The following is a 23,922-nucleotide window of genomic DNA, read 5'->3' on the forward strand; positions in this document are numbered from 1 at the left end:
GGTGATTGATTTGTTTCGATCTGGACTTTTATTCTTCGTGATAGGCGTATTTTTCAGTTACTTATCCCTCGGTGATAACGGAAAAATGGGCGATGAATTTTCATTAATGTTCAGACATACTGAGGTCATAAAGGGAACGGTTACGGGTGTTTCCGCTACAAACACCAAAAAAAGCCGTGATCGAATTTATGCATATCGTTTTCAGTTTAAGACGAATGGCAAAAGCTATCACGGAATTTCTTATGGTGTGTATAACAATGATGAAAAAAATGTAAAAATCATGTATGTTCAAAATGAACCTGAAATATCCAAGATTGCCGGAATGCATACAACAGAAACAGGACCTGAAGGATTATTAGTACTTATTTTTCCTATTTGCGGACTATTTGTTATGCTGGATGGAGTAAGAAAAAGGATGTCCTACAATGCATGAATATCTAAGTGATGTGGCACCGACTGGAACTGCTCAGGTTTTTTACCTATTGTAGGTGACGGTACATATTCCAAAAAAAATTATCTTTATGTTGGGACTAATACAATCCAAATTATTCAGCTTGTCTAATTCAACTATTGGGTAGCGATTCTTTAATATAAGAAGAATCGCTTTTTTTTTAAGAACCTATAACCTTCCAATAGTCTTCGCGAATCCCTCAGGGCCACAACATTTTTTCAACTCTTCCGACTTTACCCATGAACTGAAAACTCGCTCATTTTTCATAGGTACGTGCTTTAATTGTAAAGTAAAATTATGGACGCTATTTATTATAATCATTATTATTTTCTCCGTTTGCCTCTTCGTTTAATGAAAATTTTTCCATACTTGAAATTGACTCTTCCATATTGATTTTAATTAATTTAGCCATCTAGCAACCCCATAAATAGTATCGGGGTGGAGATAATATACTTATACCTTCTCGCTTTTCTGAAGGAAACTAAACCTCCATTTTCCAAGACCTTCAAGTGCTAAGTAAAAACTAGTAAAGATATATCAAAAGGTTTCTGTTAATTTTTTTACGGTTTTCTCACCCATTGAGAGTTCTTGGATGATCGCAACTTTTATTTTAAAAACACCACAGGAACGGTTCGCCTCGTTCAAATCGGGCCACGTCTTGTCCTTGGTCTTGAAAGGTAGGAGAAAGAAACATGACAGAAAATGATTGGTCTCGGACTGAGCGGAGAAAAAACATACAAGAACAACAACCAAGTTCTTCAAAACAGGATGAGAACAAGAGGCCAAGAAGAGGATTTTGGAAAAAATTCTTATACATTTGTCTTACACTAGGAATTGTCCTGTTCTTGTTTGGAGTGGGCACTTTTTACTGGATCATTAAAGACGCTCCTAAGTTTGACGAAACGCTATTAAAGGATCCTTTATCTTCCAAATTTTTTGCTAGTGATGGGAAAACCGTCATTGCCGAAATCGGTAAAGAGAAACGGAATGAAATTAATATTAAGCAAATACCTGATGTCTTAAAAAATGCTGTTTTGGCCACAGAGGATGCCCGTTTTTATCAGCATCATGGAATTGATGTTAAACGTACTCTTGTTGCTGTTTGGACGAATATTACAACTGGTTCTTCCCAAGGCGGCAGTACGATTACACAGCAAGTTGTGAAAAATTCTTTTTTATCAATTGAAAAAACCCCTACAAGAAAAGTGCAGGAATGGTATTTAGCCATTCAATTAGAAAAAAAGTTCTCTAAGGATCAAATTCTAGAAATGTATTTTAACAAGAATTTATATGGCAATGATGTATATGGCGTCGCAAAAGCGGCCGAAAGGTTCTTCGCGCTTGGTCCTGATGAGTTAAATAAATTAACACTGGAACAAGCTGCACTCCTTGCGGGGATTCCACAAAGTCCCAATAACTATACACCTACTATTGAAAATAATCTTGATGCAGCAGAAAAACGCAGAAATATGGTTCTTTATTATATGAATAGACATGGATATATTTCCAAATCAGAAATGGAGAAAGCACAAAGTACACCAATTGAAGATACATTAAATATTCAAAAAGCGGCATCAAATAAATATCAAGCCTTTGTTGATACTGCCATTTCAGAGGTACAAGAAAAAACAGGTGGGAATATTTTTGAAGATGGATTAGAAATTTACACTACCATTGACCCAAAAATCCAGCAAGTTACGGAAGATGTTCTTTCAACAAATGATTATATCAATTTTCCAGGTAACGATAAGCTACAAACAGCTGTTATCATTGCAGAGACCCAGACTGGAGCCATTAAAGCCATTGGCGGAGGAAGAAATTATCAAACCGGCAAATTTAACTATGCAACAAGGATTAAACGTCATCCTGGTTCTACGATTAAACCAATTCTTGACTACGGCCCAGCCATTGAAAAATTCAAATGGTCAACTGGACACATAATAAAAGATGAGAAGTATCAATACTCAAATGGAACCCCTATTCGAAATGCAAGTCATACCTATGCAGGAGATAAAACGATTAGAGATCATCTGGCCTGGTCACGTAATATTCCTGCATTAAAAACATATCAGGAAGTTGGAGCAGACTATGCCACTGATTTTGCCAATAGTCTTGGTTTTCCTATTACAGAATCACAAAAAGCAAATGAATCGAATGCAATAGGCGCCATTGATGCAGCATCTCCTTTAAATATGGCTGGAGCGTATGCAGCTTTCGGGAATGGAGGTTACTATGCAGAACCATTTACTGTTTCCAAAATAATTTATCCCGATGGAACGGAAAAGAACTTAGCTTCAAGTAAAAAGAAAGTAATGGAAGACTATACTGCCTTCCTCATCACAGATATGCTACGTACAGTGGTGGATTCTGGTACTGGAACCATGGCAAATGTTAGTAGTCTTGATATAGCTGGAAAAACAGGAACAACCAGCTTCGATCAATCAGCAATAGAGAAATACGGTTTACCTAATAATGCGACAAGAGATGCATGGTTTGTAGGTTATACACCGCAGTACACAGGTGCTGTTTGGACAGGCTATACAGAAACTACTTCTTCAGATGACTATTTAGGAGGCAAAAGCGAGCACTTCTCTAAATTAGCGTTTAAAGAGATTATGTCACGAGCAGCTACCAGCACTGAAGGATTTATACAACCAAGCAGTGTTGGAAAATTAGGCAAGGAATACTATGTACAAGGCGGAGAAAAGCCACCAGCACCTAAGATTGATAAACCCACCAATGCTCAGGCGAAATATGATGAACCTTCAGATAGCATTCAATTATCATGGAATTATGCTTCTGAAACCAGTTCAGAAACAACCTTTGATGTTTCTTATACAGTGGATGGAAATACAACAAAACTAACATCCACAAATGAAAGCCAAGCAGTACTTCAAAGCCCGGAGAAAGGAAAACCATATACATTTACAATCGTTGCCATTTCTGAAGAGATAAAAAGTGATCCAGCATCTGTTTCCATAACAGTTGAAGAAAAAACAAAAGTGCCAAACAGTCCAACCAATTTGCAAGCTTACTTTGATAAAAACTCTAATAATATTGTTATTAGCTGGGACAACAATAATGCCATTACTCAAAATGTCAAATTTACCGTTTGGTTTACTGTGAATGGCCGTACGTATAGATTGAGGCCCATCTCAGAAACACATGCAACGCTAAGTAAGCCTAAACCAGGTCAAACTTATGCCATTTCTGTTACAGCATCCAATGATGCAGGCACCAGTGCCCCGGCCGCTACTTCAGTTACAGTTGAATACTAATACTGAAAGTAGTAACGAGAAACACCACAGGGACGGTTCATAACGGGGGCAATCGGAATTTTTGCGCGCAAAAAGGCACAACTAGTGGTTCTTAGCTAGTTGTGCCTTTGTTCTATCTTATACCTAAGATATGGTCGCAAATTTTTTGATTGAAATGACACGCAGGCGATTATGAATAATGGTCAGATAGAGATTGTTAATGAATGTGAAATATTTTACTTAAGCTAAAGGGGGCGGCGTTTGCTGAACAAGAAGTTGCAAGTATGCAGCTTTCTTTTTGTGCAACGGGCAGTCGCATCTTTGCTTTATATCCGTGGTCGTTGGAGTCCAGACTATCGGATGGGCTCTATGTCAACATAGTTCATCGACCTTCCTCTCCAGCTTTTAAACAAGTATGGACGAATTTAGTACATTTTTTCATTTTTTGTGGTGAAGAGTTGTTTTTTAGCGATTAATGTATGGCTATCGGTGGCTTTACATCAATAAGATGTATAGCTTTTTTTGTTGTTCTACTATCGGGAGGCTAGTTGAAGAAGGACATTTAAGGGGTTTAATTCAAAACGCTCAGAGAATACTCTGAGCGTTTGATTTTATCGTTTCGCTTATTCCCGTTACATTATGTAGAAAGGTTCATAAATATCTTTTTCAAATTTTCCTTGTCTATCTGAATAAAATAAAGACGTAAAGCATCATATTGTTCGGATTATCTTCAGGTTAGAGTATTAAATCTAATTTTTTTATTCTAGTTTATTATATTCTTCTTTAATCTTTGCAACTGTTTTCTCTATTTGCTCTCCCCAATGATCATCTTTGGTACTAAAAATAACATTCCCTTTTTTATCAATCATTCCATAACCTCTATAAGCCACAGCATTTTTCTTCATTCCCATTTTATCAATTAATTCTAATTTTGGATCCGATATAAAGGGGAGGCTATATCCAAAATTTTCCTCCAATTTATTATGTAATGAAAGTAGCTCTTCTGGTGAATCGCTACTGATTACAAACATTTCGATATCCATTCCATTTAATTTATTAATATTTTTATGCAACTGAACCAGTTGCTTCTGACAGAGAGTTCATTTATATGTTGTTATAAAAAAGAATACTGTTGGTTTTTCTAAAGGAAAAGTTACCTCTTTTTGTTCGTGATTTAATAAAGTGATTGGTTCGGGAAGCGTCTTTTGTCCAAATGCTGATAATAATAGAAAAGAAATAAAGGACAAGACTATAATTTTAGTTCGCATTTTTAACTCCTTTCTTCAAACAGATTTGGATTACAGATTGGAGCGGGGCTAAATAATCCCTATTTTTAGGTTTTTAATTTGCCACTGGTTCTTCCTGCTTAGTGGATTTTCTAAAAAACCCATAATATATTGCCATTTTTTCTTTATTAGAATGAACAAACCAATGAAACACTATCCAAGTTTTTTTCTTAATAACCCTTCAGAAGATTCAAAATCCCTTCACAATGAAAAGGGATTTGTTATTTTTCAGCTAGTGAGGTGATTTTGTTGTAGATTTGTGAAAAAGTGTACTTAAGCTAACGGGGGCTAATGTTAAAGACGGGATGCTGCGGTGATCCCATTTTCTTATTGTGCTAACTGGCAGAATAGTTGAAAAAAAGAATTGGTTTAGGGGATTGGGGAAAGATAACAGTTAAATCCGAAAGGAGAATATAAAAATATGGTAAAACTTATTTTATGGGCTTTCTTTTTATTACCTTGGCTTTCCTTATTCTTTTTAAAAAACTCTGCTATTCGTAGATATATGCCTGTAGCCTTGTTTGCAACTGTAATAAACACAATAATGTACCAAGTTGCTTGGACATATGATTGGTGGAAGTATAAAGAAACTCTTTTTCCGTGGGATAAGGTAGCACAAATACATACAGTTTATGGTGTTTTTTTGGTTGGAACTATATGGATATTTTATTTCACATTTCGTAAATTTTGGATTTATTTCTTTGTAAATTTGATTATAGATTGTATCTATTCATTTGGTTTCAGAGCTTTATGGAAAAAACTTAAAATTACTACTAGTGCGGGAAACTTATCACCCCTTGAAGGGATTGTAATAATGACAATAATTGCTATCGCCCTCTACGTTTATCAGGTGTGGCAAGAAGGACTGATTGGTGGAGAAAATAAGATTAAAGAGGAATAGTTCTCATTCAACTAAAGGTGCAAGAGCTAAAAAACGGAGCTGCCATATTGGTGGCTTTTTCTTATTCGACTAACGGGGCAGTTTAGTTGAAGAATAAGACATTACTAGATTATACTTTAGTGATATAAAGTGATAAAGAAATAAAGTGAAATGGGAGTAGGTATTTATGGTAGAGCTAAAGTATTTTGAGCGTTCTGATTTCAAACAACTTATCAATTGGATTGATTCACCTGCATTCTTACTACAATGGGGAGGTCCAGGGTTTGATTACCCATTGAATGATACTCAATTAGAAAAGTACATTGAGAATGCGAATAATGAAAACGCAGAAACTATGGTTTATAAAGTAGTTGATAATGAAACTGGTGAATCCATTGGTCATATTTCTTTGGGTAAAATTGATAGAAAAAACAAATCTGCAAGAGTTGGAAAAGTATTAGTCGGTAATAAAAACACAAGGGGTAAAGGTATAGGTCAGCAAATGATTAAGGAAATCCTTAAAATCGCATTTGATGAACTTCAACTACATAGAGTTAGTCTTGGGGTATTTGACTTTAATGTTTCTGCTATTGCCTGTTACGAAAAAGCAGGATTTATAAGAGAAGGTCTACTTCGAGATTCAAGAAAAAATGGTGATGAATATTGGAGTTTATGGGAAATGAGTATTTTAGAAAATGAATGGTTGAAAACCAAAAACGTTTAATCTTGTTCAATTAACAAAGGAGGTAGCAGCAGCACCTCTTTTTCTTATTCTAAAGTTAGTTTGTGAAGGATTGTACTTAAAGTAACCGGTGCTTGAGTTTAACAAGGGGGTTGCTGCAGCAATCCTTAGGCTTCTCCTATTTTTTTAAGCTAGCCCGCAACGGTAAAAGTTGAGTTATTACTTCTGTAATGTTTTAAAATGCTGGATTAGTAGGTCCCGAAACATACTAGCTGCCAAGGATAAATAACGCTTTTCCGACCATGACAAATAATAGGTACGCTGGCAAACCGGTTCTTGAATGTGTAAATGATGAAATAAATTCTCTCTTTCTAATAAAGTTTCTAACCAAAATGCGATTCCAAGACCAGAGTGAACTAATTCCTTTATTGTTTTTGACTCATCCGTTTCACAGACAATATTCGGTGTAAAACCTGCTTTTTGACACAGTTCATCAGTAGTTTCCCGAAATGAATGGCCCTTCTTAAAGTGGATAAAAGGTTCATTAGCGACTTCACTCAGCTTGATACTCTGTTGATTTGCAAGTCGATGTGTGATGGGGACTGCTAGTAATATTTCTTCTGTCTGTATAGGTAAGTTGCAAAATCCTTTTCGTTCAATGGGTTTGCATGAAATACTGAAATCAATTTCACCGTTTTCGAGTAGACGCTCCTTCTTTTCCAACGTGGAAACTTGTGAAATCCTAAATTGGACATCGGGATAAGAGGTTCGAAAAGAGTTTATTGCATTAGAAAAATAGGGTAAAAAGGTTGTGTCGATAGAAACGATTCCTCGTTCCAATCCTGCCATATCGGCAATTTCCCGTCGTCCCTCTTCCAAGGCATTTAGTGCGGTTTCTACTTTTTCCAGGAAAACCTCCCCATATTCATTCAGTGAAATCTGTCTCCCTCGCCGATCAAATAGTGGTACCCCAACATCTTTTTCTAACCTCGCGATAGTCTGGCTAAGAGCGGGTTGTGTAATATATAATTCCTGTGCTGCCTTTGTTAAATGTTTCAGTTGTGCAACCTTTTGAAAATACTTAAGCTGAAGCAGATCCATTATTACCCTCCTCCTTTCATAAGCTCAATCTTATGATTATATAAACAAATATACATTTTTCATTATACGTAATGAATCATACAATGTTGATAGAATAGCATTCATTATTTAAACAGCAGTGAAGGAGGATAGGTAAAATGAATTTATCAGTTGCACAAGAAACTCAACTCATTCGTTTACTTTGCTTCATTGTTCCTTTTGCTGTAATCAATAGTTACATGTTGAATGTGGCTTTACCTGATATATCGGTTCAGTTTGGAATAACTTCTTCCACCTCCAGTTGGGTGGTAACCGTATCGGGTATCATATCAGCTCTTGGCACACTATTATATGGAAAGTTAGCGGATCATTTCGGGATAAAAAATTTGGCTACCTTTGGAGTACTCATGTTTTTCAGCGGTTCCATCCTGTGTTTTCTTGCTCCCAGTTACCTTTTGTTGATTATGGGGCGAGTTATACAAGGAATCGGGGTTTCGTCTATCCCCTCTTTAGCAATGGTCATCCCCGCTCGTTATATTAATGCTGAGCGTCGAGGAAAAGCACTAGGGATGATCGCATCCACCATGGCGTTTTCAGGGGTGATTGGTCCGATATTGGGCGGGATTCTAACGGGATACTTTCACTGGAGGTATTTATTTCTTTTCTCCATGTGCATCATACTGGCGCTGCCCTTTATTCGCAAATGGTTTCCTAATGTGGTTCATAAACAGGATGGGATGATTGATATTTCAAGTGCAGGATTAATAGCAGTCTTCATTATTTCTTTGATGGAAGCCATTACCTTATTGAATCTTTGGTTGCTTATAGTAAGTATATGTTTCTTTGTTTTCTTCCTCATTCGACAAAAGCATTCAGCTCATCCATTTATTCCCCTGGATCTTTTTCGGAATGCTTCCTATCGTCATGGAATATTCATGGGTGCATTAAATACCTCTACCAATTTTGGTGTATTCCTGATCACCCCTTTACTTTTCAACCAAGTTTATGGATTAAAGGGACATTGGATTGGATTATTATTGGTTCCAGCAGCATTCATCTCTGCTCTATTAGGTAAATATGGGGGTTTTCTGGCTGACCAAAAAGGTAGTCGCTATGTTTTAACGATATCGATCATGGTCTTAAGTGTCGGGTTTCTTTTGCTATCGACTTCTGTTGGGTATGCATCTTGGAGTATCTCCATTTGCCTGATTCTCACAGAAGTTGGATATATTTTCATGCAGCCTTCACTAGCCAATTGGGTATCTAGAAACCTGCCACAGGAGCATTCAGGAATTGGTATGGGTGTGTATAGCTTGTCGAATTTTTTATCCATTGCCGTATGTGGAGCAGTCATTACCACGGTAGTGGAATTTGACAAATTGCCTCCACTAAACCCACTTGCTGCTTCTGGACAATCTGGAATTTACAGTAATATATACTTCGGTTTTTTTGTGCTAACCTTGTTGAATTTGCTTTTTTTGTACAAATTTATGTATCGGCCTGAACGTAAGCTAATTGATACATTCAAACAAACGAAAATTTAATTTGTGAAAGGATTGATCAGTGATGTCAGCTCAGTTAATGAATGCGATTCGTGTCCACCATTACGGTGGTCCAGAAGTGCTAAAGCTAGAACGAATTCCTCTTCCAAGACCTGAAGCCGGAGAGGTATTAATTCGTGTTCATGCAGCTGGAGTTCTTCCGTATGATTGGAAATATCGTCAAGGGTTGTTTAAAGATAGTCGCCCCGCAAGTTTTCCGTATATCCCAGGCTCGTCATTCTCAGGAACCGTGGAGAAAGTTGGTCCTGATGTACATGAATTCTGCAAAGGACAGGAGGTCTTCGGTCGAAGCCAATATGGAACCTATACTGAATTTACAGTGGCACCGGCAGCAGGACTTATGCTTAAACCTTCAGCATTGAGCTTTGATGAATCCGTTACAATACCTGGAAGTGCGGTAACTGCATGGTTGACCCTATTTCGAGATGGGGAATTAAAAAAAGGTGAAAAGGTACTGATTCATGGGGCAGCCGGTGGGTTCGGCATGATTGCTGCCCAATTGGCCAAATGGAAGGGGGCATTTGTCATTGGAACCTGTTCAGCGAAAAATGTGGATTTTCTGTACTCATTAGGTGTTGATACTGTCATTGATTATACTTCCGAATCATTTGACAAAAATGTCCAGGATGTGGATCTAGTTGTCGATACTATAGGTGGCGAAACATTAGATCGTTCCTGGTCCGTTGTAAAAATGGGAGGAAAACTTCTGTCGATGGTAGAGCAGCCATCAGTTGAAAAGGTGCAAAGGTTTGGATTAAAGCCTGTTAAACCGTATTCCTTACCTCATCTGGAGGAAATTGAAACCATTTCTAAGATCATTTCTCAAATGATAGTTGGGAAACAGGTAAAAGTTTGTATTTTTAAAAAATTCCCCTTAGAAAAAGTGCAAGAAGCTCATAAACTAAGCCAACGAGGACACGGGCGCGGGCGCATTATACTAAACGTATAATTATGACATTCACCTTAATAAAATTCTAGTCATTCTCTTCTTTTTCATACATCATCTGATTTTAAAAATTTTTTGGAAAGGTAAGGTTCAAGCATCTAGAGGCCATTTAATGGAGTAAGCTATTTGAATTAAGGAAGTTAATTAGCTGAAACAAAGGGCTGTTTTTTGAAAATTCAGCATTTACCACACTTCCTTGTGGTAAAATATGTAATGTGTGTAGGGTTAGGGGAGGGCGTGAGTGAAAACTTAAATCTTGTTGTTATTTTTTGGTAATCCTATTGCGCGTTCAAATGAAATATTAAATTATGTTAGGTGGGGGAATATCAATGGATTTGTATTATGAAGTTAATGGTATTGGTAAACCTGTGGTCCTCCTCACTGGTGGGGCTGATGTACGAAATTGGACATTTGTCGCACCTCTTTTAGCGAATCACTATAAGGTCGTTGCTTTTGACGGACGTGGGACCGGGAAATCACCGTCTCCTATAGAAGATGTCAATCCTGTTGAAGATTTGTTGTCACTGCTTGATCATCTAGAAATCAATCAGGCAACGCTCATCGGTCACTCAATGGGCGGCCAAATTGCCACTGAATTCGCTCTTAATTATCCTGAAAGGGTTTCAAAACTTATTTTGCTTGCGCCAGGATTATCTGGGTTTAGCTATTCGAAGGAATTTGGAGAGAGAATGAAGAAGGTTCATGAAGCTGCCCCCGATATCGATAAGATGATTGAGCTTTTACTCAGTGACCCATCTAATCGTGTTGTAGCGGTGAGTCCGCACCGGGATTTGATGGTTCAAATGCTCCGGCATCATATGAACCGAATGTTTGAATGGCCTCCGGTTAAATTGATTTGGCCGCAACCACCGGCCATCGAAAGATTAGGAGAATTGACGGCCAAAACATTATTGATAATCGGTAAGGAGGAATCACCTGATAACCTTCTAGTAGCCAATTACTTTCGAAACCACACAGATGCTCGAATCATAGAAATTCCGGGTGCTGATCATATGGCTAATCTCACCCACCCCGAGAAACTGTATAGTCAAATTATTGATTTTATGGAGGAATGAAAAGCCTACGAAGCTATTATCGGACTTTAAAGCAACAATGAATTAAATCATTAAGAAGTAGTGCACCGGAAAAAAACAAGCCCAATGCATCTAATAAACCTTGCTTTTTGTGAGCAAGGTTTTTAATTTATTGGGCTTAAGACATCTTTCGGCAATTTTCTTCGTGTGACTACAGCTGGAAACCTTTATAGATTTAGGTTTTAATCCGCTTTACATAAACGCTTGTATAATTGACAAATTTTTTGCCATTTGAAGGACAAAATCCTTTAATGGCAATACTTCTGCAAAACGATTGGTTGACTCCATTTCCCTGGAAATTTGTCGAAGAACAGCGCTTTGTTGTAGTGATCTGAAACTTACCCCCGCCTAGTGACCATAATAATATCCCGATTGTTAGAAGCCATAGCAAGAAAATACATCCCGTTTATGAGAGATTAAAAATGATATAGAATACACAAAACATCGTTAGTAGAAAAACGAAAAATAAATAGATGACCAGGCTTCGTCTAAATGCAGAAAGTGAAATGCCGGAAGCTTGTGCGTAATGGGAGGCTGTTAAGCCGGACAAAATGCCCATGATCACAAACCATGGCTCATAAAACAAAAGAGACCATAACGCCAGGCTGTGAACATCAAGTGAAATCCAGCCAGTGAATTGAATGGTAATGACATCTGCTAGTAGAAGGGCTTTTGTAATCATCCCGCTGATTCCATGTGCTATTAAATATGCAGTACAGGTAAGGGTAGGGATTAAGATGATGAGACGGTGGATGTTTTTCCCCCCAATGAACGGCATCCATGCTGGGACTACTCGTCCCCATGGCTTGACAAGGGCAATTAAAATGAACCCACAGGTCATGATCAAGACGCCTGCAAGATAACTTGCCATGTACATGGTTTTAGGATCCTCAAACTGCCCCGGTAGACCTATTGTTCCGCCTGCAGCTTGATAAAATCGGACGAAAACGGCATAGATGACTGCCCAAAAGCAACCAAGGTAAGCCGGCCATACCGCTTTCTTCGTCCAATGTTCAAAGGCAGTTAGCCTTTCAGTTTGAGCTTTCACGTTGTTTGTTTTTTCATTCATGTTCACACAGTCCTCCTTTTTAACCTCTTCCACAGCGGGAACATCGGCCGCGCCGTCGATAATAGTAGGCGATTGCAGCTAGCCCAAGAGCCACTCCCCATGGCACCCAAAAAATCATCGGACCCATAGCTCCCCAGCCTTGACTGTGTAAAATATTTTCCATCGGCCCGAGATGAAATGCCATGGCAATGATACCGAATGTAAAGACAAAGCCTGCTGCGGTTACCGCTATGGCAACAATAGAAGCAGGAATCACTGCCAGCATAATGGGGACTCTTTTTCCGCCAATGAACGGGAACCAGCGAGGAAAGACTTCACCCCATTTTTGAATCAAACCAAGTGTAAGGAGACCTCCGATTATACATACAGATCCAAACACCCATTCCGTCAGACGTGCCATCGGATTGGCGGTCGAGAAATCCCTAAGGAATTGCGGATCAACTCCTAAAGGGATATCGAGTGCCCACGAGAAGCGTATAAAGGCATAAGGAATAGGTGCCAACACTGCGATCATGGTCAACCATCTACCCCAACGAATCAATAAAGATGTTTCTCCGTCGTCGGTCCGTCCGCAATATTCACATGCATGACGAGTTTTTCTTTGGTAAACAACAGCGGTCATCATCCAAAAAAGCGCTCCAATAAGACAAATAATTTGATTCAACATTTCCCAGTTAAAGTCGAATTTAAATAAAAAAGCGTAAGCCATAGCGGCAATTAACCTGGTATCAGGAATACACAGGAGCAGCGCTAGTGAGAACCCCCATGAATAGGCAATAGTAAACCTCCAAGAAAAAGCCGTATATTGTGGTCTTTGCATGACAAGACCTACTCCAATTCCCATGAGACATAGAGTGACAAAAACAATACCGCCAATTTGTGCGGGAAGATAGGTCACCATGGCGGCGAACAATCCCATACCGTCATTTTTAAATGGATATCCAGCTCCACCCAATAACCAGTAAAGATGTAATGCTCCATACAGTGCCGACCATAACATAGCAGCATAACTGATCCATGAAGGCCAGCTGCTCCATTTTGTTTTAGCCTCTTTATTCCGTAAAGGCGATGTGAGATTCAATGTAATCATCCTTTCTTTTTTTATTCAAAACAAATAACCTCACTTTCATCCTAATCACTAAAGGTTAAAATGAAGGTGAGGTTTCGTTTAAATTTTGTTTAATTTATATATAAAAAGAGTACTACTCTTTACTATAGGGAAATCCACCCCTACAATTTTATCCTCAATTTGATATACAATTTATCTTACAAAAATGATTAGAAAAATAAGTAGTCTAATCTTTAATTGAGTAACAGTGATATTTAAAATAAGCGGAAATTTTTCCCCTAAACTGTAGAATAGAGCTTGGTTCGGGGTATATAAGCGGAGGTTTTCCGATTAAGCAAAGCAAAATTACCCATTTTCGCGTTTTGCGAGTCATTAGTCGGAATCTTTCCGTCTATTTAGGCTATTTTCTGTGCTATTTCTTAATTAAGAGAAATTTCTCCGCTTATTTATCCAATCCGGTGCTTAACCTGCCCCCATCAGATAAAGTGGCCCCTCACAGACTCAGATGAGGGAATCAGCATCTTTTTATTGAGTAGCATTCATCGCTGCCTGGGTGCTTGCCAATAATAAACATAAAAAAGATGGCTCAGCTCACTGAGCCATCTTTGGTAGCTTGTTGTACTAACGTCACCGTCAGTTGTATAAGCTACTATTCTAATTTCATTTTTAACCCTTCGTGAGTTGATTTAAAACCTAGACGTTCATAAAATCGTAATGCATCGACTCTTTGTTTATCTGTTGTAAGTTGAATTAAGTGGCAACCACGTTCTTTTGCACGTTGAATTGCCCATTTTATAAGTTCGGTTCCTACTCCCTTACCACGTACAGATGAGGTTGTTCTGACACCTTCAATAGTAGCTCTCCATCCACCTTGGTGTGTAATATATGGAGTAAATGTAATTTGTTGAACTCCAAGTATTTCATTACCTTGATAAGCTACTACCAACTCATTATTAGCGTCAGATGTGATAGCTTGATATGCTTTTGTGTAACTTTCTGGAAGTGGTTGTTCATAACGCTCACGCTTCCTTCCTAATTCATCATCAGCAAGCATTTCAACAATTCTATCTAAATCTTGTTCAGTAGCTATTCTAAACTGGATTTCTTTTTCCAATAAAATCACCCCTCTTTGATGAACGAACCGTTTATAACTTAATCCTACCGTAATAATTACTATAAGCTGATTATTGTTTTTTAATGATATTTCATAAGTATTACTTATGGAACTTTGTGACTGATATTTATCTAATCATTTTTGTTTAAGTCGTCTTTTTTTTCGTACAGATAGATGGCCGTGCCCTTTGGTGAACTTGTTATTTTCCATCCTAATTGCATTTCCTGAAGCATGAGTGACACGATGGAGAGTCCGATGCCGGCCCCCTTTTTGTCTGTTGTTACATCCAAGCCAGGGCCTCTGTCTTCAATCAGAATAGCTGTTTTCCCTTCGTAATCCACGATGCTGACACCGACATACCGCCCCGACTTAGCGTGTCTGATCACGTTTTGGTAGAGATTATCTAGGATGCGCATGAACCAATGGGAATCGATATTCCAGATCAAAGCCTTTTCGGGCAGACGAACATCTATTTCAAAGCCTGCTTTCTCAAATACCGGATACCATCCTGCCATTGACTCCCGAATGAACCGAATGATGTCCGTTTCTTTTCTTTGTAATGTGTATTTTCCGGCTGATAATAGCGTGTAGGAAAGGAGATTTTCAAGCAGATGGCTTAACAGATTTACCTTGTTTTCAATTAAATGAAGTGAATCTTTCCCTTTGGACGATAAAGGTTCTTTTTGTACTGAATAGGCATGCCCGCGAATGGCTGTGAGAGGTGTTCGTAAATCATGGGATATATTAGCAATCAGCTGTTTGCGCAGCGCTTCTTCTTCTTGTTCGTGCTGCCTGCTTTTGATCAGTTCATCAATCATATGATTAAACGCTTTGCCCAATTCACTAATTTCGTCTTTTTTGTTGATTACAATTTTATCGGGAATCCCGTTTTCCTGCGTTTCCGTCATGGCAATTTGGAGATGAACGAGCCGTTTCCGTATCTTGAAGAAAAATAGCCAAGAGACCAAGAGAAAGAGACCAAATACGAGAAAAGCATAGACCGCCAAGAGCTTGTCATCAATCAAGGAAAGGGTCGGAAGTTTGGAAACGGAGGGCGGTATTTGGAAAACCATAAATCCGTTGCTCTGGTCTTTGCCGATAAAAGACACAAAAGTAATGGGATCTTCATCGCTATGATTCATAAACTCAATACTGTTCCCCAAGGTCCATTGAGCCGGAATATTCTTTTGTTCGGAAAGTACCAGTTTGGTTTTGCCCGTCCCGTCCACCCAGAATATCGATGCGAGCGGATATTGTTTCTTTACTCTGTGAAGCTTCTGATTTACCTGCTCTGGAGTGGCTCCATCCAGCTTTGCCGCCTCATGATGCCACATTTTCTTTAAATTGTTCGTATCCATATACTGAGCTCTTTGTGGAAAATCCTTGTCCAGAAAATAGGAGGGGATATAATAGGCAGGTAAAACAAACGGCCATATGATTAGTGCTACCATAATGATCAGTAAATATTTTGCCAACAGTGAATGTCGAAACTTCATTGCTTCACCCGATATCCGATTCCCCGGATCGTTTCAATAATTTGCGGCTGGCTCGGATTTTCCTCAATTTTTTCACGTAAATGGCGAATATGAACCATCAACGTTTTATCCCCCGCTATGTAGGGAGTTTCCCATACCGCTTCGTAGATTTGTTCTTTTGTGAGAATTTGGTTTGGATGACGCAGTAAATACGTGAAAATTTGAAATTGCTTTGCCGTTAGGATAATTTCATGATTCGATCTTGTATCGACAATGCGGTTTTGGTCTACATAAATGCTAAGATGTGATAGTTGAATCAGAGGAAGTGCCATCTTCTCATGCCGTCTTAACAGCACTTCCACACGTGCCGCCAATTCGTCGGGATGAAAGGGTTTCGTTACATAATCATCGGCAAAATGAAGACCTTGCAATTTATCGTCAATAGAGGTTCTAGCAGAAAGGAGAAGAATCGGTGTCTCTGAATATTCCTTTTTTAACCGCTGGCCGATGGAGAATCCGTCCAATCCAGGAAGCATGATATCAAGGATGACTAGGTCGATGTCTTCCATATAATTAGTCGCATCATCCCCCGAGGTAAGCCAGGTCACAAGATAGCCTCTTTTAGTTAAATCTTCGCTGACCCAGGCGCCGATTTCCTGATCGTCTTCAATGTATAATAGTTTATTTTTCATGTTCCCCACCTAATCGAAAAATTTTCCGTCCACCATTTTCGTCGATTTTATCTATAAATAATCCATTCCACTCTTAAGTTGGATAATCCTTCTTCATTTTTAATAATGCCAAATGGGCATTTGCAGACATTGCTTGGAAGGATAGTTGTACTTTGAGCAACTATTTTTATGACGGACAATTAAAAAAGTATAAATAAAAAGGTGTCTTCTTTTATTACGTATAAAGTTGTTTATAATTTGTAAACTAAATTTATCCAGATTAAGATTAAGGAATTGATGATATGATTCAAGATAAGGTGCTGTTAATTGGTTTATTAGGTGTTCTGTCAACAATACCTGGAGAGATTGCTTCAAGGATACTTGTTTATAGTGGAATTGGTAAGTATAGTATTTATAAATTATCAAGCCTTATTGTTACGTTTAACAGGCCTGTATTTACCATAGGGTTAATTGTAGATTTTTTAGTTAGTAGTGTTTTTGCAATCTTACTTTACTTTATATTTAAAAAGTTGGGTTCATGCCATTTAGTTATTAAAACTACTTTGTGCAGTTTACTGGCCTGGTTAGTATGTGAACTTTTATTTACAGCAATAGTAGAAGGCAAGTATATACCTATTAGACCGATCAATGATTATTATTCGCATATTATTAGTACCATTATTTTTGGTATTACATTAGGGCTGTTGATGAAAAAATTTATATTCAAGGAGTTAAATTCTTGATAAATTTAACCATTTAAAAACTCCTCAGATCTTACTTTAAGAAGCCGTATTTGGTTATGTTCCGGGTTCCTTGCAAAAGAGCTCAAAAAATGTTATTCTGAGTATGAATTATTTTTGTTCGGTGTAAAGGATAGTATTAGGTTAACTTTTCGTCTTGATGATCACTGAGAGCAAGGATAGTAATACATTGTGTGTGTGAACACACTAGGAGGCAACAAACATGGAAAAAGGTAAAGTAAAATGGTTTAATGGCGAAAAAGGCTTCGGATTCATCGAACGTGACGGTGGAGAAGACGTATTCGTTCATTTCTCAGCTATCCAAGGCGAAGGGTACAAAACATTAGAAGAAGGTCAAGAAGTGACTTTTGATGTTGAGCAAGGTCAACGTGGAGCACAAGCAGCTAACGTTCGTAAAGCTTAATTATAATGGCAAACTTGGACAGACTCTATTTTAGAGTCTGTTTTTTATTTGTCTTAGAAAAACAAATAACCCCACTCGAGTAACGAGCGGGGTACTTGAAAACAGTAAATCAAATGGTAAACCAAGTGTAGCATATAAATGGTGGATTACCTAATTTCTTTTTATTTTTTACAAAGAGACTAACCAGATTGGTAACATGACTAGATAGTAATGGGGTGATTGTATGAGTAAAGCTAAAGGAAAAGGTGGAACAGGGAGAGGAACAGGCAAGAAGGGTTGGAATCGTTGGCAAGCCAGTACAAACAAAAAAAAGAGTGCAAAACCTTATATAAGTAAAGGTACAATAAAAACGGCTGTTGAAAATGACCCTGCGGGCAATAGTTAAAGTCACGTATCCGAAATAAAGCGAATACTGAATAAACGCAATTAAACAGCTAGAAAGAGGTCATAAAAATGAGCAAGGTATATGTCATCCATGAAAATAGTGAGTGGACCGTCCATTTGACAAAAAGGTTAGAGGAACTTGGTGTTCCTTATGAAGAATGGCATTTAGACGAAGGGACGCTAGATTTATCAACTGAGCCACCAAATGGAATCTTCTATAGCCGAATGAGTGCATCCTCTCATACACGTGATCATCGTTTTGCAGCGGAATTTTCTGCGCAAGTATTAGCCTGGCTTGAAGCGCATGGCCGTACGGTGTTAAATGGAACGAGCGCCCTAAAGCTGGAAGTTAGTAAGGTGCTGCAGTACTTAGAGTTAAATAAGTATGGTGTGAAGACGCCAAAAACCATTGCAGCAGTTGGTAAACAAAATATTATGAGGGCAGCCGAAGCATTTGCAGGACAATCCTTTATTACAAAGCATAACCGTGCCGGTAAAGGCTTGGGTGTACAATTATTCCATAGTGTAGAAGCATTAAAAGCTTATGTGGAAGGCCCAACTTTCGAAGAACCGGTCGATGGCATTACCCTGATTCAAGAATACATTAAATCCCCTGAAAGCTATATCACCCGCTGTGAATTTGTAGGAGGAAACTTTGTTTATGCCGTTATGGTTGATACCTCGGAAGGATTTGAACTTTGCCCAGCGGATGCCTGCCAAATTGGGGATTTATTCTGCCCGGTCGGAGAAGAAGTAGAAGAGAAGCCTAAGTTCCAAATTATTGAAGGGTTTGAGGACGAGATCATTGAAAAATATAAAAAGGTTCTAGCTGGTAATCATATTCAAATAGCTGGAATCGAGTTCATCAGAAATGCTGATGGTGAAATTTTCACCTATGATATTAATACAAACACGAACTATAATTCTGATGCAGAAGCAAAAGCTGGAAAATACGGAATGCTCGAACTCGCTTTATTTTTAAAGAAGACTTTAGAAGAAACGTACGCAACGGCTTAATTTGCGATTTAATTTAAACAAGCTGCCATAATTGGCAGCTTGTTTTGTTTGTTTGCAGCATCGAAGCGAGCAAAACACCAAATCGTATTTGTGATACGGTTCACCGTAACCCATCTATATGAGGTTTTTATAAATAGAAGTCCTATCCTTAATTAAGTAACCAGAGAAAGTAAAATAAGCGGAGAATTTTCGGTTAGATGCAGAATGGAGCACGTTTCGGGGTAAATAAGGGAAGTTTTTCCGATTATGCAAAGCAAAATTCCCGATTTTAGCGTTTTTCGAGTCAATAGGGGAAATTTCTCCGTCTATTTAAGCTATTTTTAATATTATTCACTAATTAAGCGAAATTTTTCCGTCTATTTATCAGATTGGGTGCTTAACCTGATCCACAACCGATAAAAGCCGATTCTCATAATCCTAGATGCGGGCATCAGCATCTTTTTATCAACTAGTTGAGAAAGTGCTGATTTTATCGTCTTGTCACTAGGCTTCAAATACTTCATGTTCTAGCCTCCCCAACCTTAAGGAGAGGCATTTGCTAAAAACCTCATTTACTTGTTATACTGATTCACCGTAACGCATCTATATGAGGTTTAACTGGCACTGCTTAAGTACAAAATAAAAATACTCTCTCCTGTAAACCATCTAAGACTTCTTCGGGCACTTCCCTAATCTTGATATCCCCACCTAGGAAAAGCAGCCAATTGGTTATTTCGTCCAATTCTTCTGAATGATTCACATTGATAAAAGTCTTTAGAATGGCTGTGGTTTGGTAAGGGTCCGTATAGGAAATGGAAACTTTTAATGGATGGTATTTTTTGAACTGGGCAATCGCCTTTGGACCAAGTTCAACGACAAGGTTGATTACTTCTTCCTGCTTCCTTAGTTTTTCTAAAATCTTTTTCTTACTTAATCTTTTTTCCGTAGGGTATGGTTGTACATCGGTGAGGTTGTCTACAGGAAAGACCTGTCTCTTTTCCTCCTTTAAGTTAAAGCCTTCAATCAGCCAAAGGCCTTTTTCCTGATAAAGGTGTAAGAGATAAACTGGATAAGACTTTATGACCTGCCCTTCTTTAATGGTAATCAATAAATAGCAATCCAAAAGAAGGATTTGAATAAGCTTTTCTAACATCGGATGGGGAAGGTCTGACAGTTCAAGCAGGTCAGGATTATGGGGATTGGTCCCTTCAAAAAGCAGGATTTGATTTAATAAGACCAGGTCATCCTGCTGGGTTTCTGAAATCAGGCCTAGTAATTTTTCAGCTAAAGACTGACGGCTCTTTAGATAAGGGAGTTGTTGATTTCTTGTGGCCATAAAGGCAATAAAGAGAGCTTTAATCTCATTATCGGTAAAGCGGACGGTGGGCAGGACCGAATTGTTCATGACAAAATAGCCGCCATCCCTGCCAACTTCAGCGACAAGTGGCATCCCCATGGCTTCAATTTCCCGAATATCTCGAATCGCGGTCGAACGAGAGATGTTAAATTCTTGCATGATCTCAGAAATGGTAAAGTGGGATCGGTTGTTGATATACCGCATGATGATATTAATCCGTTCAACTTTTTTCATCGGGGTCTCCTAAACAGTTTCATTTTTTGACATGATTAAAGATTATTATAAACTCATCAAGTGAAAAGATAAATCATTTGATAAATTTTAAAAAAAGGATGGATTGAATATGACAAATTATACGTTAGAAGAAAAGGAAAGCTTCACCGTTTTAGGTATTGGAACAGAGCTTAAGAGCGACTACACAGACTATGCTGGCATCACCAAAGAAAAGGCAGACTTCTGGTCGGCCGTCAATCAAGATGGAAGGCTTGACAAGTTAAAAGCCGTTGCCACAAATGACTACATTTTTGTCGTGAATGAAGCAGTGAATAACAAGATGATGCATTATGCCGGGGTCATGACGGAGGCATCCTTATCAGAAGCATCCAGAGTGATTCAATTTCCTAAAAGTGAATACCTCATTGTAAAAGGGGAAGCAGAGACGGCTGAAGCATTGAGTAATATGGTTACTGGCATTGCCTTTGGTCAAGTATTGCCAGAAGCAAAGGATTTTGCCTATGTGGGCGGGCCGAATACAGCGGTCATAATGGGGCAGCGAAACGGTTTAGTGTTTGGTGAAATGTGGATTCCGGTTGTTAGGAAATAGAGAGAAAACCCAAATTAAATTATATACTGCTATTCAACAAATGGGCGCAATTGTTGAATAAATGAATCCCAATTTCTCATTTATATCACTGAGAGATTGGGATTTTTAATTTTTGTATATCCTTAACGCTGTAAATCCGTAAATAAAACGCTGAGTGTTGAATGACAATAAAGTGATTTGAAATTCTGACTTTACTTTTCAGCTCGTGTGATTATTGATTACTTCTGCATGATTTATAGCTGTTTCGATGTAGGTATTCAAAGTGTCGATAAACGCTCGGGCTGCAAATCCCAAGTACTTTTCAGTGCGATAAACTATACAAATATTTTGACTCGGTGTGGGATTAGTTAATTTAATAATTTTAATATCTTTGTTATCAAGATTTTCAAGTAACAATTTTGGCAGAACACTTACCCCAATTCCTTGCTGTACCATGTTAATTAGTGAGGATATTGTGGTAGTTTCAATTTTTGGATGTAGATGAAATCCTAGTTCCATGCAAAATTTATCAACTAATTTACGACACTGATGATTAGAAGGAAACATGACTGTTTCCATGAATTGTAGATCTTTTAGTTGAACAGTCTTTTTATTTGCAAAGGAACTCTCTACTGCAACAGCTAAAGAAAACTCTTCATTAAATAAAGGAATTTGCACAATTCGATCATCATGAAAGGAGGAAGTGGTTACGCCGATATCGATATTTCCCTTGATGACTTGTTCTGTCACTTCGGTTGTTTCTATTACTGATAAAGATAATTTAGGGTAGGTTCGGTGAAATTCCACGAGCAAAGCATTAAATAACAGATCCGCATCTCCTGGCAAGACACCGATCGTAAGCGTTCCACCTTGAATATTTTTCATTTCTGCAATCGCATCACGAGCGTATTTAATATGTGAAAAAACATGATTACTTTGTTCTAACAACACTTTTCCGGCATCTGTCAAGGTAATGCGTTTTCCCATGCGATCAAATAAAGGAACCCCTAACTCCTTCTCCAAAAATTTAATCTGTTGGCTGAGATTAGACTGTGTGGTAAAAAGCTTCTCCGATGCCCTTGAAAAATGCATCTCTTCACAAATGGCTATAAAATACTCCAATTGTCTTAGCTCCATGTATACATCCCCCCAACGGTAATCATCATCACTTTTACTTATCATTATAATCGGAAATACATGATTGTTGGAATTTTTTACAAGAGGTAAACTTATTTTGAAAATAAGCGCGCAGTAAATAAAAGGAAAAGAGGTTTTCTCGTGTTGTAATCGAGAAATATTTAGCGAATTTATCCATGCCTGCTTGAATCTTTATTAAGTTGTTATCTAACTAATAAACATGGAGGTGGAAAAGTGTACACTAAATTAACTATATTTTTCTTATTGATGTTTTTAATCGCATCTAACTCATTTCTCCTATCACCGCTTTTGCCTGTTTTACAGATTGAATTTCAGATTATAACCGTGCAGGCTGGCTGGATGATTAGCTCCTATGCCTTAACTTATGCTGTTTTCTCATTGTTATTTGGCCCTATTTCAGACAAATGGAATCGCAAGAAGGTAATGATTTACGGTCTGGTTGGTTATGCAATGGCTATTTTCTTATGTGGATTTTCCTCAGGTTGGTTGGAAATGATCCTATATCAAGCCATAGCTGGTTTATTTGCTGCTTTGATTACTCCCCAAGTGTGGGCATCTATCACTATACTAATTCCTCCTGATCGTTTAGTTATGGGGATGGGGGTTGTAATAGGAGGTGTGTCAGCAGCCCAAGTGTTAGGACTCCCTCTCGGAAGTTTTTTAGCAAGCATAAGTTGGTCGATTCCTTATTTTGTGCTCTCCCTTGAAGCGATCGTAATCATTATATTGCTTATTTGGTTGATTCCTAGTTTACCCCCACCAGCGGGTGAAAAGAAGCCGACCCCATTTGTCGAGCCTTATCGTCAACTATTGAAATCGAGCAAAGCACGCTTTGGTTTTTTGGCTTACTTAGTCTTTGCCATTGGTTATTATGCAACTTTCACCTTTTTTGGCAAGTGGCTTGCTGATCGTTTTCAGCTTGATGTAACAACTGCAGGGATGGTGTTTCTCTTTTTCGGATTAGGCAGTTTAATCGGCAGTCTGTTTGGGAGTCCCTTGGTGATAAAGTTGACCCGTTTTCATACATTAAATATTGGTGCTGTAATGATGTCTATTTTGTACATTATTCTTCCTATGTCGAAAACGGTTTTGTATGTTGAAGTATTGCTCTTTACGATCGCTGCCATCGGTGGAGTCTTAATTTCAGTTATCCTTAGTTCCCTACAAACTCTTTCTAGTACGCAAAGAGGAACGGTTGCGGCATTATCTAACTCTTGCCAATATTTTGGTTCAATGATTGGAACGGGAATGGCAGGTGTATTATATAGCACTTTGAATGGTTTTTTCTCGGTCAGTTTATTTGCATCGCTTATGTTTCTCTTATCCATTTTTCTTTTCATAAAGAGCAAAATAACTGATGATAAAACTTTTGAGCAAAAGGGGATAAATGAAGCAGCGGGAATAACTGGTTTAATTAAATAAATA

General features: G+C 38.2%; 22 protein-coding genes and 1 pseudogene. 13 read left to right on the plus strand and 10 right to left on the minus strand.

Features of this window, described 5'->3' with window-relative positions; all coding sequences use genetic code 11:
* Positions 1–10 precede the first annotated feature (10 nt).
* Complete coding sequence (locus V5M37_RS03700; protein WP_423800808.1) at positions 11–433, plus strand: hypothetical protein; 423 nt, start codon at positions 11–13, stop codon at positions 431–433.
* Positions 434–1,143: 710 nt separating this feature from the next.
* On the plus strand, positions 1,144–3,729 hold the full coding sequence (locus V5M37_RS03705; protein WP_423800809.1) for a PBP1A family penicillin-binding protein: 2,586 nt from the start codon (positions 1,144–1,146) through the stop codon (positions 3,727–3,729).
* A 737-nt stretch (positions 3,730–4,466) separates the two neighbouring features.
* On the opposite strand, the pseudogene V5M37_RS03710 reads toward V5M37_RS03705, so the two are convergent.
* A pseudogene (locus V5M37_RS03710) lies at positions 4,467–4,793 on the minus strand (redoxin domain-containing protein); the annotation flags it as partial.
* Between the two features lie 622 nt (positions 4,794–5,415).
* Between V5M37_RS03710 and V5M37_RS03715 the strand changes: the two are divergent.
* Together V5M37_RS03715 and V5M37_RS03720 are read left to right on the plus strand one after the other, a co-directional pair.
* Positions 5,416–5,895, plus strand: coding sequence for a hypothetical protein (locus V5M37_RS03715; protein ID WP_423800810.1), 480 nt, complete (start codon positions 5,416–5,418; stop codon positions 5,893–5,895).
* Between the two features lie 166 nt (positions 5,896–6,061).
* Positions 6,062–6,598 carry a GNAT family N-acetyltransferase gene (locus V5M37_RS03720; protein ID WP_423800811.1) on the plus strand — a complete coding sequence of 179 codons (537 nt, stop codon included), beginning with the start codon at positions 6,062–6,064 and terminating at the stop codon, positions 6,596–6,598.
* A gap of 177 nt (positions 6,599–6,775) precedes the next feature.
* Here the strand turns inward: V5M37_RS03720 and V5M37_RS03725 are convergent, their stop codons facing one another.
* The gene (locus V5M37_RS03725; RefSeq protein ID WP_423800812.1) at positions 6,776–7,657 is read right to left on the minus strand and encodes a LysR family transcriptional regulator; all 882 of its coding nucleotides are present in this window, start codon (positions 7,655–7,657) and stop codon (positions 6,776–6,778) included.
* Between the two features lie 137 nt (positions 7,658–7,794).
* On the opposite strand from V5M37_RS03725, the gene V5M37_RS03730 reads away from it, so the two are divergent.
* The 3 genes from V5M37_RS03730 to V5M37_RS03740 all read left to right on the plus strand — a co-directional run bounded on the left by V5M37_RS03730 (position 7,795) and on the right by V5M37_RS03740 (position 11,220).
* Positions 7,795–9,180, plus strand: a complete 1,386-nt coding sequence (locus tag V5M37_RS03730) for an MFS transporter (RefSeq protein ID WP_423800813.1) — start codon at positions 7,795–7,797, stop codon at positions 9,178–9,180.
* A 22-nt stretch (positions 9,181–9,202) separates the two neighbouring features.
* Complete coding sequence (locus V5M37_RS03735) at positions 9,203–10,147, plus strand: NADP-dependent oxidoreductase (RefSeq protein WP_423800814.1); 945 nt, start codon at positions 9,203–9,205, stop codon at positions 10,145–10,147.
* Positions 10,148–10,473: 326 nt separating this feature from the next.
* A complete protein-coding gene (locus V5M37_RS03740) occupies positions 10,474–11,220 on the plus strand; it encodes an alpha/beta fold hydrolase (RefSeq protein WP_423800815.1) in 747 nt (248 codons plus the stop codon).
* 424 nt (positions 11,221–11,644) lie between these two features.
* Here the strand turns inward: V5M37_RS03740 and V5M37_RS03745 are convergent, their stop codons facing one another.
* From V5M37_RS03745 to V5M37_RS03765, 5 genes are all read right to left on the minus strand, one after another.
* Complete coding sequence (locus tag V5M37_RS03745) at positions 11,645–12,307, minus strand: DUF3995 domain-containing protein (RefSeq protein WP_423800816.1); 663 nt, start codon at positions 12,305–12,307, stop codon at positions 11,645–11,647.
* Between the two features lie 19 nt (positions 12,308–12,326).
* Positions 12,327–13,397, minus strand: coding sequence for a hypothetical protein (locus V5M37_RS03750; protein WP_423800817.1), 1,071 nt, complete (start codon positions 13,395–13,397; stop codon positions 12,327–12,329).
* A gap of 628 nt (positions 13,398–14,025) precedes the next feature.
* Positions 14,026–14,490 carry an N-acetyltransferase family protein gene (locus V5M37_RS03755; protein ID WP_423800818.1) on the minus strand — a complete coding sequence of 155 codons (465 nt, stop codon included), beginning with the start codon at positions 14,488–14,490 and terminating at the stop codon, positions 14,026–14,028.
* A 131-nt stretch (positions 14,491–14,621) separates the two neighbouring features.
* A complete protein-coding gene (locus V5M37_RS03760; RefSeq protein ID WP_423800819.1) occupies positions 14,622–15,986 on the minus strand; it encodes a HAMP domain-containing sensor histidine kinase in 1,365 nt (454 codons plus the stop codon).
* Positions 15,983–16,657 carry a response regulator transcription factor gene (locus V5M37_RS03765; protein ID WP_423800820.1) on the minus strand — a complete coding sequence of 225 codons (675 nt, stop codon included), beginning with the start codon at positions 16,655–16,657 and terminating at the stop codon, positions 15,983–15,985. The genes V5M37_RS03760 and V5M37_RS03765 overlap by 4 nt, the downstream gene beginning before the upstream one ends.
* A gap of 281 nt (positions 16,658–16,938) precedes the next feature.
* Here V5M37_RS03765 and V5M37_RS03770 point away from each other — a divergent pair, with 281 nt between their 5' ends.
* The 4 genes from V5M37_RS03770 to V5M37_RS03785 all read left to right on the plus strand — a co-directional run bounded on the left by V5M37_RS03770 (position 16,939) and on the right by V5M37_RS03785 (position 19,201).
* The gene (locus V5M37_RS03770; RefSeq protein WP_423800821.1) at positions 16,939–17,379 is read left to right on the plus strand and encodes a hypothetical protein; all 441 of its coding nucleotides are present in this window, start codon (positions 16,939–16,941) and stop codon (positions 17,377–17,379) included.
* Between the two features lie 220 nt (positions 17,380–17,599).
* Positions 17,600–17,800, plus strand: coding sequence for a cold-shock protein (locus V5M37_RS03775; protein ID WP_191273077.1), 201 nt, complete (start codon positions 17,600–17,602; stop codon positions 17,798–17,800).
* A 223-nt stretch (positions 17,801–18,023) separates the two neighbouring features.
* Positions 18,024–18,185, plus strand: coding sequence for a DUF3934 family protein (locus V5M37_RS03780; protein WP_423800822.1), 162 nt, complete (start codon positions 18,024–18,026; stop codon positions 18,183–18,185).
* A gap of 68 nt (positions 18,186–18,253) precedes the next feature.
* Positions 18,254–19,201 (plus strand): ATP-grasp domain-containing protein, encoded by a 948-nt coding sequence (locus V5M37_RS03785; RefSeq protein ID WP_423800823.1) that lies wholly within the window; start codon positions 18,254–18,256, stop codon positions 19,199–19,201.
* Positions 19,202–19,557: 356 nt separating this feature from the next.
* Here V5M37_RS03785 and V5M37_RS03790 read toward each other — a convergent pair whose 3' ends face one another.
* Entirely contained in the window at positions 19,558–19,704 is a 147-nt protein-coding gene (locus V5M37_RS03790) for a hypothetical protein (protein WP_423800824.1), read from the minus strand.
* Between the two features lie 104 nt (positions 19,705–19,808).
* Entirely contained in the window at positions 19,809–20,771 is a 963-nt protein-coding gene (locus V5M37_RS03795; RefSeq protein WP_423800825.1) for a helix-turn-helix transcriptional regulator, read from the minus strand.
* A gap of 109 nt (positions 20,772–20,880) precedes the next feature.
* On the opposite strand from V5M37_RS03795, the gene V5M37_RS03800 reads away from it, so the two are divergent.
* Complete coding sequence (locus V5M37_RS03800; RefSeq protein ID WP_423800826.1) at positions 20,881–21,360, plus strand: GyrI-like domain-containing protein; 480 nt, start codon at positions 20,881–20,883, stop codon at positions 21,358–21,360.
* 198 nt (positions 21,361–21,558) lie between these two features.
* Here V5M37_RS03800 and V5M37_RS03805 read toward each other — a convergent pair whose 3' ends face one another.
* Complete coding sequence (locus V5M37_RS03805; RefSeq protein WP_423800827.1) at positions 21,559–22,476, minus strand: LysR family transcriptional regulator; 918 nt, start codon at positions 22,474–22,476, stop codon at positions 21,559–21,561.
* Positions 22,477–22,710: 234 nt separating this feature from the next.
* On the opposite strand from V5M37_RS03805, the gene V5M37_RS03810 reads away from it, so the two are divergent.
* Positions 22,711–23,919, plus strand: a complete 1,209-nt coding sequence (locus V5M37_RS03810; RefSeq protein ID WP_423800828.1) for an MFS transporter — start codon at positions 22,711–22,713, stop codon at positions 23,917–23,919.
* Positions 23,920–23,922: the final 3 nt, after the last annotated feature.

Origin of the sequence: Neobacillus sp. SAB-20_R2A, from assembly GCF_049568635.1 — a bacterium.
Classification (GTDB): domain Bacteria; phylum Bacillota; class Bacilli; order Bacillales; family Cytobacillaceae; genus Neobacillus; species Neobacillus citreus.

What these genes read in the sequence shown, in the direction of transcription:
- V5M37_RS03705 (WP_423800809.1), top strand. Translation starts at nt 1,144, where the DNA reads ATGACAGAAAATGATTGGTCTCGGACTGAGCGGAGAAAAAACATACAA.
- V5M37_RS03715 (WP_423800810.1), top strand. Translation starts at nt 5,416, where the DNA reads ATGGTAAAACTTATTTTATGGGCTTTCTTTTTATTACCTTGGCTTTCC.
- V5M37_RS03720 (WP_423800811.1), top strand. Translation starts at nt 6,062, where the DNA reads ATGGTAGAGCTAAAGTATTTTGAGCGTTCTGATTTCAAACAACTTATC.
- V5M37_RS03725 (WP_423800812.1), bottom strand. Translation starts at nt 7,657, where the DNA reads ATGGATCTGCTTCAGCTTAAGTATTTTCAAAAGGTTGCACAACTGAAA.
- V5M37_RS03730 (WP_423800813.1), top strand. Translation starts at nt 7,795, where the DNA reads ATGAATTTATCAGTTGCACAAGAAACTCAACTCATTCGTTTACTTTGC.
- V5M37_RS03735 (WP_423800814.1), top strand. Translation starts at nt 9,203, where the DNA reads ATGTCAGCTCAGTTAATGAATGCGATTCGTGTCCACCATTACGGTGGT.
- V5M37_RS03740 (WP_423800815.1), top strand. Translation starts at nt 10,474, where the DNA reads ATGGATTTGTATTATGAAGTTAATGGTATTGGTAAACCTGTGGTCCTC.
- V5M37_RS03745 (WP_423800816.1), bottom strand. Translation starts at nt 12,307, where the DNA reads ATGAATGAAAAAACAAACAACGTGAAAGCTCAAACTGAAAGGCTAACT.
- V5M37_RS03750 (WP_423800817.1), bottom strand. Translation starts at nt 13,397, where the DNA reads ATGATTACATTGAATCTCACATCGCCTTTACGGAATAAAGAGGCTAAA.
- V5M37_RS03760 (WP_423800819.1), bottom strand. Translation starts at nt 15,986, where the DNA reads ATGAAGTTTCGACATTCACTGTTGGCAAAATATTTACTGATCATTATG.
- V5M37_RS03765 (WP_423800820.1), bottom strand. Translation starts at nt 16,657, where the DNA reads ATGAAAAATAAACTATTATACATTGAAGACGATCAGGAAATCGGCGCC.
- V5M37_RS03770 (WP_423800821.1), top strand. Translation starts at nt 16,939, where the DNA reads ATGATTCAAGATAAGGTGCTGTTAATTGGTTTATTAGGTGTTCTGTCA.
- V5M37_RS03775 (WP_191273077.1), top strand. Translation starts at nt 17,600, where the DNA reads ATGGAAAAAGGTAAAGTAAAATGGTTTAATGGCGAAAAAGGCTTCGGA.
- V5M37_RS03780 (WP_423800822.1), top strand. Translation starts at nt 18,024, where the DNA reads ATGAGTAAAGCTAAAGGAAAAGGTGGAACAGGGAGAGGAACAGGCAAG.
- V5M37_RS03785 (WP_423800823.1), top strand. Translation starts at nt 18,254, where the DNA reads ATGAGCAAGGTATATGTCATCCATGAAAATAGTGAGTGGACCGTCCAT.
- V5M37_RS03790 (WP_423800824.1), bottom strand. Translation starts at nt 19,704, where the DNA reads ATGAAGTATTTGAAGCCTAGTGACAAGACGATAAAATCAGCACTTTCT.
- V5M37_RS03795 (WP_423800825.1), bottom strand. Translation starts at nt 20,771, where the DNA reads ATGAAAAAAGTTGAACGGATTAATATCATCATGCGGTATATCAACAAC.
- V5M37_RS03800 (WP_423800826.1), top strand. Translation starts at nt 20,881, where the DNA reads ATGACAAATTATACGTTAGAAGAAAAGGAAAGCTTCACCGTTTTAGGT.
- V5M37_RS03805 (WP_423800827.1), bottom strand. Translation starts at nt 22,476, where the DNA reads ATGGAGCTAAGACAATTGGAGTATTTTATAGCCATTTGTGAAGAGATG.